15 protein-coding genes are annotated in these 13,413 nt (G+C 29.9%); 13 read left to right on the top strand and 2 right to left on the bottom strand.

Features of this window, described 5'->3' with window-relative positions; all coding sequences use genetic code 11:
• The coding region (gene dnaN / locus RR409_RS16065; RefSeq protein WP_332558784.1) for a DNA polymerase III subunit beta at window positions 1-1,018 on the bottom strand (1,018 nt) is incomplete at its 3' end.
• Between the two features lie 267 nt (window positions 1,019-1,285).
• Window positions 1,286-2,635, bottom strand: coding sequence for a chromosomal replication initiator protein DnaA (gene dnaA / locus RR409_RS16060; protein ID WP_332558783.1), 1,350 nt, complete (start codon window positions 2,633-2,635; stop codon window positions 1,286-1,288).
• Between the two features lie 594 nt (window positions 2,636-3,229).
• Here dnaA and rpmH point away from each other — a divergent pair.
• The 13 genes from rpmH (at window position 3,230) to RR409_RS15995 (ending at window position 13,246) form a co-directional block, all read left to right on the top strand.
• Window positions 3,230-3,364, top strand: a complete 135-nt coding sequence (rpmH, locus tag RR409_RS16055; protein ID WP_017415157.1) for a 50S ribosomal protein L34 — start codon at window positions 3,230-3,232, stop codon at window positions 3,362-3,364.
• A gap of 54 nt (window positions 3,365-3,418) precedes the next feature.
• On the top strand, window positions 3,419-3,778 hold the full coding sequence (gene rnpA, locus RR409_RS16050) for a ribonuclease P protein component (protein ID WP_332558782.1): 360 nt from the start codon (window positions 3,419-3,421) through the stop codon (window positions 3,776-3,778).
• Entirely contained in the window at window positions 3,747-3,959 is a 213-nt protein-coding gene (gene yidD, locus RR409_RS16045; RefSeq protein ID WP_332558781.1) for a membrane protein insertion efficiency factor YidD, read from the top strand. Before rnpA ends, yidD begins: the two co-directional genes overlap by 32 nt.
• Before the next feature lie 19 nt (window positions 3,960-3,978).
• On the top strand, window positions 3,979-4,644 hold the full coding sequence (yidC, locus tag RR409_RS16040) for a membrane protein insertase YidC (protein ID WP_332558780.1): 666 nt from the start codon (window positions 3,979-3,981) through the stop codon (window positions 4,642-4,644).
• Window positions 4,645-4,683: 39 nt separating this feature from the next.
• Window positions 4,684-5,310, top strand: coding sequence for an RNA-binding cell elongation regulator Jag/EloR (gene jag, locus RR409_RS16035; protein ID WP_332558779.1), 627 nt, complete (start codon window positions 4,684-4,686; stop codon window positions 5,308-5,310).
• Between the two features lie 101 nt (window positions 5,311-5,411).
• Entirely contained in the window at window positions 5,412-6,788 is a 1,377-nt protein-coding gene (gene mnmE, locus RR409_RS16030) for a tRNA uridine-5-carboxymethylaminomethyl(34) synthesis GTPase MnmE (RefSeq protein ID WP_332558778.1), read from the top strand.
• Between the two features lie 8 nt (window positions 6,789-6,796).
• The gene (gene mnmG / locus RR409_RS16025; protein ID WP_332558777.1) at window positions 6,797-8,701 is read left to right on the top strand and encodes a tRNA uridine-5-carboxymethylaminomethyl(34) synthesis enzyme MnmG; all 1,905 of its coding nucleotides are present in this window, start codon (window positions 6,797-6,799) and stop codon (window positions 8,699-8,701) included.
• A 20-nt stretch (window positions 8,702-8,721) separates the two neighbouring features.
• Window positions 8,722-9,441 carry a 16S rRNA (guanine(527)-N(7))-methyltransferase RsmG gene (gene rsmG, locus RR409_RS16020; RefSeq protein ID WP_332558776.1) on the top strand — a complete coding sequence of 240 codons (720 nt, stop codon included), beginning with the start codon at window positions 8,722-8,724 and terminating at the stop codon, window positions 9,439-9,441.
• 99 nt (window positions 9,442-9,540) lie between these two features.
• On the top strand, window positions 9,541-10,320 hold the full coding sequence (locus RR409_RS16015; RefSeq protein ID WP_332558775.1) for a ParB/RepB/Spo0J family partition protein: 780 nt from the start codon (window positions 9,541-9,543) through the stop codon (window positions 10,318-10,320).
• 394 nt (window positions 10,321-10,714) lie between these two features.
• Complete coding sequence (locus RR409_RS16010) at window positions 10,715-11,491, top strand: AAA family ATPase (RefSeq protein WP_332558774.1); 777 nt, start codon at window positions 10,715-10,717, stop codon at window positions 11,489-11,491.
• Window positions 11,488-12,336, top strand: coding sequence for a ParB/RepB/Spo0J family partition protein (locus RR409_RS16005; RefSeq protein ID WP_332558773.1), 849 nt, complete (start codon window positions 11,488-11,490; stop codon window positions 12,334-12,336). The genes RR409_RS16010 and RR409_RS16005 overlap by 4 nt, the downstream gene beginning before the upstream one ends.
• A 41-nt stretch (window positions 12,337-12,377) precedes the next feature.
• Window positions 12,378-12,878 carry a DUF4446 family protein gene (locus RR409_RS16000; protein ID WP_332558772.1) on the top strand — a complete coding sequence of 167 codons (501 nt, stop codon included), beginning with the start codon at window positions 12,378-12,380 and terminating at the stop codon, window positions 12,876-12,878.
• 107 nt (window positions 12,879-12,985) lie between these two features.
• Window positions 12,986-13,246 (top strand): YkuS family protein, encoded by a 261-nt coding sequence (locus RR409_RS15995; RefSeq protein ID WP_332558771.1) that lies wholly within the window; start codon window positions 12,986-12,988, stop codon window positions 13,244-13,246.
• The last annotated feature ends 167 nt before the right edge of the window (window positions 13,247-13,413 follow it).

Genomic DNA, 13,413 nt, shown 5'->3' with positions numbered 1-13,413 from the left:
ATGTGAACTCCATTACGATTTCGTCTTCTTCCATGATTTTAAATACATCGATAAGGTATTTAGAATTAAATGCAATTTTCAACCCTTCACCTTGCAGAATTATATTCATTTCTTCTCTTGCTTTTCCCAATTGAGAATTAGAGGTGACAATCATAGTATCTTCTTGAACATCTAGCTTTACGAGATTAGTGTTTCCATCCTTAGCCATTAAAGATGCTCTTTCTACGCAGCTAAGAATATCTTCTCTTTTAACTATTAATTTAAGTTTGTATTCTTGAGGAATAATTGAACTGTATTTAATAAATTCACCTTCTAAAAGTCTAGATATAACTTTAGTGTTTCCAAAGTTAAAAAGTATATGATTTTTAGTGAAGGTGATTTGTACTTTTTCATCGCTATCATTTAGTATTTTAGAAACTTCACTTAGAGTTTTTCCTGGAACTACTGCTTCTTTATTATTGCTGCACTCTACATTTTCACTTCTGAATGCAACTCTATAGCCATCAAGGGCAACTAAATTTAGTTTTTTATCTTTAATTTCAAACAAAACTCCAGTTAATATAGGTCTTGTATCATCTTGAGAAACCGCAAATATGGTTGATTTTATCATATTTTTTAGATTTTTTTGTGAGATTGACAACACCACATCTTCTTCTACAGTTGGTAGACTTGGATAGTCTTCTGCATTCATATGTATTAGCTGAGTCGTAGATTTTTGACAAAGTATCTCGATATTATTCTTGCCTATTTCAGTAATTTCAATTTCATCATTAGGCTGTTTTCTTATAATCTCACCAAAAATCCTTGAGTCTATTACGATTTCGCCTTCTTCTAAAATTTTAGCTTTAATTTTTGTTTCAACAGAAACCTCTATATCAGATCCTATCAATGTAAGCATACCATCTCTTGCAGAAATATATATTCCTTGAAGAATTGGCATTGTAGATTTTCCTGTAATTGCTTTTTGAACATCAGATATAGCTTCCTGCAGTAAGGTTTTTTCAGTAATGAATTTCATTTTACAATCCTCCTTATACACATTGAAAATAGTCATAAATAGACTAGATAATAATAAAAATTATAGTAGTAATAGTAGTAGGGGCTGTGGGTTTGTTGATAAGTGGTCTAACCCTATAAAAACCCACATATTTTACATAAAAATAATTGTGGATAAATTCTATTTTATTTTTACATTTATCCACAATGTTAACAAAGACACTTTATTAACTTTTCTATGCACAGGACGTATTAAAAAAAACATCAACAGTTGTTAATTATATAAATTTTACTTTTGATTAATCTTTTTAGTAAGCTCAGCTATGATTGCTTGGAAGTTATCATCCTTTTTTAAGTTTTGAGATATCTTCTCGTAAGCATGTATCACTGTAGTATGATCTCTGCCGCCAAATTCCTCACCAATTTTAGGTAAAGAGGTATCTGTAAGCTTTCTAGATAAATACATAGCAATTTGACGTGGAAAGGCTACATTCCTTGTTCGTCTTGAAGATTTAAAGTCATCTATCTTTAACCCATAGTAGCTTGATACAATATCTTGAATTAGCTCTATAGTTACTTGTTTAGCATTTCTGTTTGAAATTATATCTTTAAGAGCTTCAGAAGCAAGTTCCACACTAATCTCTTTATTAGTTAATGAAGAATATGCCACAATTCTTATAAGTGCACCTTCAAGTTCTCTAATATTTGATTTTATATGTGTAGCAATATAAACCATTACTTCATTTGGAATATTTAAGTTTTCAACATCTGCTTTCTTTTTTAATATAGCAATTCTTGTTTCAAAGTCTGGTGCTTGTATATCTGCAATTAGACCCCATTCAAATCTTGAACGTAATCTATCTTCTAATGTAGGAATTTCTTTTGGTGGTCTATCACTTGATAGTATAATTTGTTTATTAGCCTCATGAAGTGCATTAAAAGTATGAAAGAATTCCTCCTGAGTTGCATCTTTACCAGCTATAAACTGAATATCATCTATTAAAAGCACATCTATGTTTCTGTATCTATTTCTAAATTCAACGTTTTTATCATCTTTTATTGAATTAATTAATTCATTAGTAAATTTTTCAGATGATACATAAACTACTTTTGATTTGGGATTAACCCTTTGTATATAATGACCAATTGCATGCATTAAGTGGGTTTTACCAAGACCAACCCCTCCATAGAGAAATAAAGGATTATATGCCTTCGCAGGAGATTCTGCAACAGCAAGGGATGCAGCATGAGCAAATCTATTACTATTACCAATGACAAAAGAATCAAAGCTGTACTTTGGGTTTAATATTGCAGACATTTCATCATTAACTACTAATGTATGTCTTTCTTCCCTGGATCTTTTAGGTGGCTCTAATTCCGCAGCTTCTTCAGATGAAATGAAGAACTCAACATTATAAGATTTATTAAAAACTGCTTGTATGGAATTTTTAATTAGATCTTTATATCTATTCTCAAGGATATCTTTTGTAAAGTTGTTAGGAACACCTAATTTAATTGTAGTATCACTTAATGCTATTGGTTCAATACTTTTTATCCAAGTATTAAAACTTACCTCAGTAAGTTCTGCTTTAAGTGTATTTAGGGTCTTATCCCATATTTCTCTTACCTGGGTGCTCATTTCATATCCTCCCGTTCCGTAGAAATTATTTTGATAAATAAGAAATATATTCTCTAAATAAAAAAAATATATACATAATACTAACAGTGAATAAACACTATTATCAACAGTATTAAAACACATTTAAAGTTGTTGACAAAGGTAAAGAAAATTATTCACATGTGTATAACTTTATGAATAACTGATTGCAGAAAAAATTATTAACAAGTTAAGTAAAATTATTATCAACATTGTTAAATTGCATAAAATAAGGTTTTTAGACCATAATATTTTAATGAAAACAGTTAATCTACAATAAAGAAACAAGTTATGCACAGAATTATCAACAAGCTGTGCATAACTTTTGATTATATAACTTATTAACAGTTCTTATTACATGATATCAAAATATTTAAGGCTATTCAAGAAGTTATCCACAAAAAATCATATAATTAATATATATTATCAACAAATTTGTGTAAAAACTAACAAATTTTTGTCATAAGACTTATCTTGACATTAATAAACCTTGACTATATAATCTAATAGTAAAACGATAAAATAGTAATATCTAATTGCTATAAATAGAGAAAAGAGCAGAAGGGGGTGTAGCACATGTTCATGACATACCAACCTAAAAAGAAGCAAAGAAAAAAAGAGCATGGATTCAGAAAGAGAATGAGTACTAAATCTGGAAGAAACGTTCTTAAAAGAAGAAGACTTAAAGGAAGAAAAAGATTGACAGCATAAGGGCCGCAGATGTGGCCTTTTTCTGCAACTTAAGAAAGTAGGACGCAGCTTAAAATGAAAGAAGATAGATTAAGAAAGAATCCTGAATTTAGACTAGTATATAGAAGAGGTAAGTCTTTTTCTACAGCTCTATTGGTATTATACATTTTTAAAAATAATAAGAATATAAATAGAGTAGGAATTTCCGTTAGTAAAAAAGTAGGAAAGAGTGTAATTAGAAGTAGAGTAAAAAGATTGATAAGCGAGACCTTTAGGCTAAACAAACAGGGTCTAAAGCAAGGATATGATCTAGTTTTTGTTGCAAGAAGTGCTTCTAAAGATAAAAGTTATAGTGAAATAGAAAATTCAGTGAAATATTTATTAAGGAAATCAGGTCTTAATAATGTTGAAAAAAATATTACTAAAAGTAATTAAATTTTATAGAGGCTATATTTCACCACTTAAAGCTCCTTGTTGTATCTATGAACCAACATGTTCTCAATATGCTTTTGAAGCAATTGAAAAGTATGGAGCTATAAAAGGTGGTTTTATGGCCATTAAAAGACTTTTAAGATGTCACCCATATCATAAGGGTGGGTATGACCCAGTAAAATGAAATAATAGGAGGGTTTAATTTGACTAATTTCTTATCTGGTATTTTCGTAAAGTTTTTCAATGCCATTCATGGAATAATTAGTGGCGTTGTTTCGAACCCAGACATATCTTTTGGAGTTGCGATAATAGTCTTCACTATTATTATGAGAATACTCTTATTACCACTTAGTTTAAAACAAACAAAATCTACAGTAAAAATGAGCACAATTCAACCTGAAGTTAAAAAAATCCAAGAAAAGTATAAAAAAGATCCTCAAAAGGCACAGCAAGAGGTTATGAAAATCTACAAGGAAAACAATGTAAGTCCAATGGGCGGTTGTTTACCAATGCTGATCCAATTTCCAATACTTATCGCGATGTTTTATGTATTTCAACATATTGATTATCAAGGGGCAGGGTTCTTATGGCTTAATGACTTAATGCAACCTGATCCTTACTATATTTTACCAGTAGTTTCAGGATTAACTACTTATTTCTCAACTAAGTCTATGCAAGCTAGTGGAACAGATGCTGCTGCTAAGCAAGCAGCTTCAATGAATATAGGAATGTCTATATTTTTTGCATTTATGTCCTTTAAATTTGCTGGAGCTCTAGTACTTTATTGGGTTGTGAATAACTCCCTTCAATTATTACAAAATTTATTCTTAAAAAAAGAATATAAAAAACCAAACACTGAAGTAGTGTAATATAGCCTATTTAAATACTGGAAGGGCGGTGCTTAGGGTATGAAAACTATTGAAATCATGGGGAAGACTATTGAAGATGCTATTAAAAATGCATTGCAAGAGTTAAAAGTTACAGAAGATAAGGTTACCATCGAAGTATTAGATGAAGGTAGCAAAGGATTTTTAAATATAATTGGTGTTAAACCTGCTAAAGTAAAAGTTACTGTTAAAAGAGATTATATTGATGAAGCTAAGAATTTCTTGAGACAAGTTTTAGATTCAATGAAAATTAAAGCTGAAATCAGAATTAAAGAAGAAAATAATGAGATTAAAATCAATTTAACTGGTCCTAATATGGGAATTTTGATAGGCTACAGGGGAGAAACCTTGGATTCACTTCAATACTTAGTAAGCTTAGTTGTAAATAAAGATCATAATATGGAGTATAAGAGAGTAATTCTTGATACTGAAAATTATAGATTTAATAGACATGAAACTTTAAAAAAGCTTGCTTCTAAAATGGCTTACAAGGTTAGAGTTGGTGGAAAAACCTTAAAACTTGAACCTATGAATCCATATGAGAGAAGGGTTATACACGCTACGTTACAGAATGACCCTTATGTTAGAACTTATAGTGAAGGTGACGAGCCTTTTAGAAAAGTTGTTATTGAATTAAAGAAAGCCTAAATGGGCTTTCTTTTTAATTTATACTTTAAGTGTATCATTTAGGATATAATTGGTATTTAAGGATAAAATAATAGATAGTAATTAGATAGGAGTGTCATAATATGAAAGATTTTGATACCATTGCAGCCATCGCGACCAGCTTGGGTGAGGGTGGAATTGCGATTATAAGAGTGTCTGGTGATAAAGCATTAAGTATTGTTTCAAAGATTTTTAAAGGAAAGAATGGAAAATCTTTAGATGATATTAAACCTTATACTATGAGATATGGATATATTGTAGATGAAAATAATGAACATATAGATGAGGTTATTGTATCCTTTATGAAAGGACCAAGAAGCTTTACAGCTGAGGATACTGTAGAGGTAAATTGCCATGGAGGCGTTGTTGCTACTAATAAGATTTTGAACGAAGTGATAAAAAATGGAGCTAGGGTGGCTGAACCTGGGGAATTTACTAAGAGAGCATTTTTAAATGGAAGAATAGACTTATCTCAAGCAGAAGCAGTAATTGATATTATTAGAGCTAAGACAGAATTAAGTATGAAATCTGCCCTTGTTCAAAGTGAAGGAGGAATTTCTAAGGAGATAAGAAAACTTAGAGATACATTACTTTCTACTATTGCACATATAGAAGCCACGGTAGATTATCCAGAAGATGATTTAGAAGAGGTTACTGCAGAAGCTGCTGTTAGTGAGTTAAAAGATATTAAGGATAATATAGAGAATCTTATTAATACTTCAGATGAAGGAAAGATATTAAGGGAAGGATTAAGTACAGTAATTGTAGGAAAACCTAATGTGGGTAAGTCCTCTTTATTAAATGCTTTAATTAGAGAGAATAGAGCCATAGTTACTGATATACCTGGAACTACAAGGGATGTAATAGAAGAATATATTAATATTTCAGGTGTTCCTATTAAGATTGTAGACACTGCTGGTATTAGAGAAACAGACGATGTAGTTGAAAAAATAGGAGTAGAAAGATCTAAAGGAAAAATAGATGAGGCAGATTTAGTACTTTTGATTCTAGATTCAAGTAGAAGTTTAGACGATGAAGATAGAGAAATAATTGAACATATAAAAGAGAAAAAATATATTATTTTATTAAATAAATCAGATTTAGATGGTAAAATAGATAAAGATGATTTAAAAGCACTTAACTCTAAATACATTTTAGAGATTTCTGCTAAGACTGGAGAAGGTCTTAAAGAAGTTAAAAACATAATTAAGGATCTATTCTTTAAGGGTGAAATAGATACAAATAATATAATAATAACAAATACTAGACATAAAGAGGCACTTTTTAGATCAATGGAAAGTATTGAGAGTGCTATAGATACTCTTATAAATACATTTGCCATAGATTTAGCATCAATAGATATTAGAAATGCTTGGACATATTTAGGAGAAATTACAGGTGATTCTCTTGAAGAAAATATAATAGATAAAATATTTAAGGAATTTTGTTTAGGAAAGTAGGTGATTTCATGAAGTATTTTGGTGGAGACTATGACGTAATTGTAATTGGTGCTGGTCACGCAGGTTGTGAGGCAGCTCTTGCAGCAGCTAGAATGGGATGCAAAACATTAATGTGTACATTAAATTTAGATAGTGTGGCTTTTATGCCTTGTAATCCTAATATTGGTGGAACAGCAAAGGGTCACTTAGTTAAGGAAATAGACGCACTAGGTGGAGAAATGGGCATAAACATTGATAATACCTATATTCAATCTAGAATGCTAAACACTTCTAAAGGACCAGCAGTTCATTCATTAAGAGCACAGGCTGATAAGAAAAGATATTCAGAACGAATGAAGCAGGTTATTGAAAAGGAGCAGAACTTATATTTAAAGCAACTTGAAGTAGTGAGTATTGATGTTGAAAATAATAAAATTAAAGGTGTTCTTACAAGACACGGGGCATACTTCAATTGTAAGGCAGTAATTTTAACTAGTGGTACATATTTAAAGTCTCAAGTTATTATTGGTGAGGTAACTCTTAATGAAGGTCCTAGTGGTTTATTCCCTGCTAATGAACTATCAAACTCATTATTAGATCTTGGAATATCACTTAGAAGATTTAAGACTGGTACTCCAGCAAGAGTTAATCGAAGATCTATAGACTTTTCAAAAATGGAAGAACAAAAAGGTGATGAAAAAGTTGTACCTTTTTCTTTCGTTAGTGGAGATATCACTAGACCGCAAATTTCTTGTTATTTAACATATACCAATGAGAAAACTCATGAGGTAATAATGAAAAATATACATAGATCCCCTCTATATAATGGATCAATAAAAAGTACAGGCCCAAGATATTGTCCATCTATTGAGGATAAAGTTATGAGATTTAGAGATAAGGAAAGACATCAATTGTTTGTGGAACCAGAGGGCGAATATACAGAGGAATTTTATCTTCAAGGCATGAGTAGCTCGCTTCCAGAAGATGTACAAATCGAGATGCTTAGAACAATTTCTGGTCTTGAAAATGCAGAAATGATGAGAACTGCTTACGCAATAGAGTATGATTGTATAGATCCGACAGAGCTAAAATTATCTCTAGAATTTAAGCATATTGACGGATTTTTCTCTGCAGGTCAAGTAAATGGAAGTTCTGGATATGAAGAAGCAGCAGGCCAAGGAATTGTGGCAGGTATAAATGCTGCACTTAAACTTCAAAATAAGGAACCTTTAATTTTAAGCCGTTCAGATGCGTATATTGGTGTTTTAATTGATGACCTTGTAACAAAAGGTACAAATGAACCTTATAGAATGATGACTTCACGCGCTGAATATAGATTACTTTTAAGACAAGATAATGCAGATCTAAGACTAACTGAAATAGGATATAAGGCTGGGCTTGTTACAGAAGAAAGATATAAAATATTTACTGAAAAACGAGAGGCAATAGAAAGCGAATTAAATAGGATTAAAAACTTACAGATTACCAATAAAAAGGAAGTTAACGAGTTTTTAGAAGGTAAGGGCTCTGTAGCACTTAGAAAACCTATAAGTATCTATGAGCTAATTAAACGTTCAGAGCTTGATTACTACAATGTAGCTGATCTTGATCCTGAGAGAGTAGATTTACCTGAAGCAGTAAAAGAACAGGTTAACATAATGTCCAAATATGAAGGCTATATTGTTAAACAACTTGAGCAAATTAATCAATTTAAGAAATATGAAAGAAAAATAATACCTGAAGAACTAGATTACAATGAAATTAAAGGGCTAAGAATTGAAGCTATTCAAAAGTTAAAAAGTATTAGACCAGTTAATATCGGTCAAGCATCTAGAATTTCAGGAGTTTCTCCAGCAGATGTATCAGTGCTTCTTATTTATTTAGAGCAAAGAGCTAGAATGTCTGCTTTAAATGAGGATAAGGAAGATAATTAACTAAACCTTGGAGGTATACAATGGAATATTATGATATCTTAAAACAAGCTAGTGATAATGAAAGCTTAGACTTTACTGAGGATAAGTATGATAAGTTTATTAGGTACAAGGAACTTATTAAGGAATGGAACGAAAAAGTTAATTTAACAGCAATTACAGAGGATAGCGAAATAATAAAAAAACATTTTATAGATTCTATTAAGGTTTTTAAATTTCAAGAGCTTAAGAATGCTAAGAAAGTTATCGATATAGGTACTGGGGGAGGATTTCCTGGTATACCAATGAAGATTATAAATCCAAGTTCAAAGGTAGTACTTTTAGATTCTCTAAATAAAAGAATAAATTTCTTAAATGAAGTTATTAAAGAACTAAAGTTAAATGATATAGAAACTATACATGGAAGAGCAGAGGATTTTGCACAAGAAAATAAGTATAGGGAAAGATTTGATGTAGCAGTATCTCGTGCTGTGGCGAATTTAACAGTTTTAACTGAGTTTTGTTTGCCATTTGTAAAAATTGGGGGATGTTTTGTAGCAATGAAGGGGCCAGCCATCGATGAGGAGATGAAAGAGGCGAAAAATGCTATAAAAATTTTGGGTGGAGAAGTAGAAGAAATCCTAAAAGTAGATATTGAAGGTAGCGATTTAAATCACAATTTAGTAATAATAAGAAAGTTAAGGGAAACTCCTAAGAAATACCCTCGAAAAGCAGGTATGGTTACTAAAAATCCTTTAAAATAGTGTAAAAAAATGTTTGTAAAATTTTAAGAAAAAAGAAGGGTTTTTCGATGTTTATATAGAATTGTAAATATAAGGAAATACATAAAGGGATGGTATAATATGGAAAAAAATATTAATTTTATATCTACAGATTTAATAGCTCCAAACACTTATCAACCGCGAAAGATATTTAATGATAATACTATAGAAGAGCTTGCACAGTCTATTAAAACCTATGGAATAATTCAACCTCTTTCTGTAAGAAAGATAAGTGATGATAAATATGAGCTTGTAGCAGGAGAGAGGAGACTTAGAGCAGCAAAGCTTGCTGGTTTAGCTGTGGTTCCTGCAATAGTTGTGGATATAAGCGATAAAGATTCAGCTGCTATTGCACTTTTAGAAAACTTACAACGTGAAGATTTGAATTTTTACGAGGAAGCATTAGCATATTATAATTTAATTCAAGACCATTCTTATACTCAAGAACAACTTGCAGCAGTAATTGGAAAGAAACAATCTACTATTGCTAACAAGCTTAGAATTTTAAAATTGCAACCAGAAATAACTAATATTATAATTGAAAATAAATTAACTGAAAGACATGCAAGGGCACTATTAAAATTACCAACCTTAGAGCTACAGAAAGAAGTATTAGAGAAAGTTGTAGAAAAATCTTTAAATGTAAAAAATACAGAAGATTTAATAGAAAGAGAACTCTTAAAGCTTACAAACGGAGAAGTAGCTGCAGATGGAAAGAAAAGAATAAAAGGTATTTTTAATGCTGCTATTTATGTGAATACTGTTAAACAAGTATTTGATAAATATGGAATTGATGCAAAATATAGATCTAAGGAATTAGATGATAGTATACAGGTTACTATAACGATTCAAAAAAAGTAATACCTTTATAAGTTTCAAGTATATTCTTCAGAAGAAAATTCATATTTATAAAGTTTTTAATATAAGATTTTAAATAAAAGCATATGTTTCATGTGAAACATATGCTTTTATTTTATATTAAAGTATAATTTAAACAGTGTTTTTACAAATTTATATGTAAAAACATAAAGAATTCTAAATTATTGCATATTTTTTAAACAATATTAAAATAAATACTTTAATTAATTTCTCCAGGACTATATAATAAAAATATAACAAATTTTTAGTAAGTATTTTAAAAAAATTATATTAAAGTATAAGAAGTTATGCAGTAACTATAGTATAGCTAAAATTTATACTAAAATTTAAATTTTAAAAATTAAAGGAAATTTGCATTTAGATTGGGGGGAGAATTGTGAAAGTAATATGTGTATTTAATCAAAAAGGGGGAGTAGGTAAAACTACTACTAACATTAATTTATGCTCATATTTAGCTATGAATGGGTATAGAGTTCTCGCAATTGATATTGATCCGCAAGGGAATACCACAAGTGGACTTGGATTTGATAAGAGAAAACTAACTGCATCAATGTATGATGTTTTAATATCAGATGAGCCACTTAAAAATGTTATAAAAAATTGTGAGATGGTAGAAAATTTTTATATTGCACCATCAACAATGCAATTAGCAGCCACAGAAGTTGAACTTATAAGTACAGAAAAAAGAGAAACTATTCTTAAAAGAAAGCTAGAAGAAATTAAAGATGAATATGACTTCATATTCATTGATTGTCCACCTTCTCTAGGGATATTATCGATTAATGCACTGACAGCTGCAAATTCAGTATTAATCCCAATACAGTGTGAGTTTTATGCTCTTGAGGGAGTGAGTCAACTAGTTAATACAATACAATTAATTAAAAAGTCTTTGAATAAAGAATTAGAAGTTGAAGGCGTTGTTATGAGTATGTATGATAGTAGAACAAAGCTTTCCAATGAAGTTGTAAACGAAGTTAAGAAATATTTCAAAGATAAGGTTTATAAAACTACTATCCCAAGGAATATTAGATTGGCTGAGTCTCCAAGCTTCGGACTTCCAATAATGCTATATGATGATAAGTGTAAGGGTGCAGAAGCCTTTGAAAAATTAACAAATGAATTTTTATTAAGGCAAAGGGGAGAAGTAAGATGATTAAGAAATCTGCATTAGGAAAAGGCCTGGCATCTTTAATTCCAGAAGAAAATACAGTGGATGATGATAATGTTGTATTTAAGGTATCAATTAATTCTATAAGGCCTAACGAGGATCAACCAAGAAAGTATTTTGACCCAGAAAAAATAGTGGAGCTAGCAGAGTCTATCAAGGAACATGGAATTATACAACCAATAATATTAAAGAAGGATTTAGATGTTTATACAATTATTGCTGGTGAAAGAAGGTGGAGAGCAGCAAAATCCATCGGCCTTAAAGAAGTTCCTGCAGTTATTATGGATCTATCGGATAAACAAGTATTAGAAGTTTCTTTGATAGAGAATATTATTAGAGAAGATTTAAACCCTATAGAGGAAGCTTTGGCATACAAGAAACTAATGAAAGACTTTGACTTAACTCAAGAAGAAATAAGCAAAAAGGTTTCTAAGTCCAGAAGCGCTATAGCAAATTGCTTAAGATTATTAAATCTAGATAAGCGAGTTCAGGATTATTTAATTGATGAAGTAATATCTGAAGGACACGGGAGAGCAATATTAGGTATCGATAATAAAGAAACTCAGTATGAAATTGCTCAAAAGGTTATTGATGAGGATTTAAATGTTAGGCAAACAGAAAAATTAATAAAAAACTATGGAAATGATAAAAATAAGAAAGTAAATAATAAAACCTCTAATCCTTACTATAAAGACATTGCAGATAAATTAGAAGGATATTTCAATACTAAGGTTACTCTTAATGAAAAGAATAAGAATAAAGGTAAAATTGAAATAGAGTACTACTCAGAAGATGATCTACAACGTATTTTAGAATTATTAAAGGTTTAAAGTTTCACATGAAACAATTAAGAAAGGAAGAGAAGTGAAGAATGGACAATATATTAACCTTTATTAATGAATTTCAAATATATATAACTTTAGCACTATTAGTTTTAGTATTGTTTTTTACTATAATTATAATTATATGTCTAGCAGCGTTAAATAAGCTAGAAAAAAAATATAGAAAGGTTATGAGAGGAGCAAACAATAAAAATTTAGAAGAATTGCTACTTAGTTATTTAGATAAGATTGATGAAGTTAAGAAAACATCGGATGAAGTCATGAATATATGCGAAGAAACAACTAAACTAACAACCAGTTGCTTACAAAAGGTATCAATTATAAGATATAAGGCTTTTGAGGATATTGGAAGTGATTTAAGTTATTCTATTGCTATGCTTGATGCTAACAATAATGGTATATTATTAACTAGTATATATGGCAGGAATGAAAGCACTACTTATGCTAAACCTATAGATAAAGGAATATCAAGGTATGATTTATCAGATGAGGAAGAAAAGGCTTTGCATCAAGCTATTAATACAAAATAATACAGAATGGCTATCTATTTATCAATATAAGTGTAATGTGAATTTGAAATTATAATAGATTAAAGATCCTTCTTCATGTCAATAATATGCATGAAGGAGGTTTTTTTATGAAAATTGCAATATCTAGAGAATATAATGAACTTGCTGAAGAACTTTCTTTAAGAGGATACGATGTTTTTTTAGAATGTAACAAATGTGAGGGCTGTGATATAATTATATGTAATTTAAAGAATGATGATTTAAGTAAGTATAATTTTGGTACGTCCCTTAAGAGGGAAGGAACTTTAATTATTGATAAAGGAAGTAAGTCTATCCTTGAATTAGAAAAGATAATTAAAGGAAGAACCTGCAGCTTTAACGAAGTTTAAGTTTTTTATGCAATAAAAATTAATTTGCCGTAGAAATGTTTCATATGAAACATTTCTACGGCAAATTAATTTATAAGATAAATTACACTATAAACTTACATATTCATTCAAATTAACATAATTTTATTTATTAATAGGAAATTTTTCCCTACAATATTTATATGAAT

The sequence above is a fragment of the Clostridium sp. genome, from assembly GCF_036642255.1.
GTDB lineage: Bacteria > Bacillota > Clostridia > Clostridiales > Clostridiaceae > Clostridium_J.
Note: the sequence above shows the minus strand (reverse complement) of the source record. Positions and strands in the feature narration are given on the sequence as shown.

What these genes read in the sequence shown, in the direction of transcription:
- rpmH (WP_017415157.1), top strand. Translation starts at nt 3,230, where the DNA reads ATGTTCATGACATACCAACCTAAAAAGAAGCAAAGAAAAAAAGAGCAT.
- mnmG (WP_332558777.1), top strand. Translation starts at nt 6,797, where the DNA reads ATGAAGTATTTTGGTGGAGACTATGACGTAATTGTAATTGGTGCTGGT.
- RR409_RS16000 (WP_332558772.1), top strand. Translation starts at nt 12,378, where the DNA reads ATGGACAATATATTAACCTTTATTAATGAATTTCAAATATATATAACT.
- RR409_RS16005 (WP_332558773.1), top strand. Translation starts at nt 11,488, where the DNA reads ATGATTAAGAAATCTGCATTAGGAAAAGGCCTGGCATCTTTAATTCCA.
- rsmG (WP_332558776.1), top strand. Translation starts at nt 8,722, where the DNA reads ATGGAATATTATGATATCTTAAAACAAGCTAGTGATAATGAAAGCTTA.
- RR409_RS16015 (WP_332558775.1), top strand. Translation starts at nt 9,541, where the DNA reads ATGGAAAAAAATATTAATTTTATATCTACAGATTTAATAGCTCCAAAC.
- mnmE (WP_332558778.1), top strand. Translation starts at nt 5,412, where the DNA reads ATGAAAGATTTTGATACCATTGCAGCCATCGCGACCAGCTTGGGTGAG.
- dnaA (WP_332558783.1), bottom strand. Translation starts at nt 2,635, where the DNA reads ATGAGCACCCAGGTAAGAGAAATATGGGATAAGACCCTAAATACACTT.
- yidD (WP_332558781.1), top strand. Translation starts at nt 3,747, where the DNA reads ATGTTGAAAAAAATATTACTAAAAGTAATTAAATTTTATAGAGGCTAT.
- rnpA (WP_332558782.1), top strand. Translation starts at nt 3,419, where the DNA reads ATGAAAGAAGATAGATTAAGAAAGAATCCTGAATTTAGACTAGTATAT.
- RR409_RS15995 (WP_332558771.1), top strand. Translation starts at nt 12,986, where the DNA reads ATGAAAATTGCAATATCTAGAGAATATAATGAACTTGCTGAAGAACTT.
- jag (WP_332558779.1), top strand. Translation starts at nt 4,684, where the DNA reads ATGAAAACTATTGAAATCATGGGGAAGACTATTGAAGATGCTATTAAA.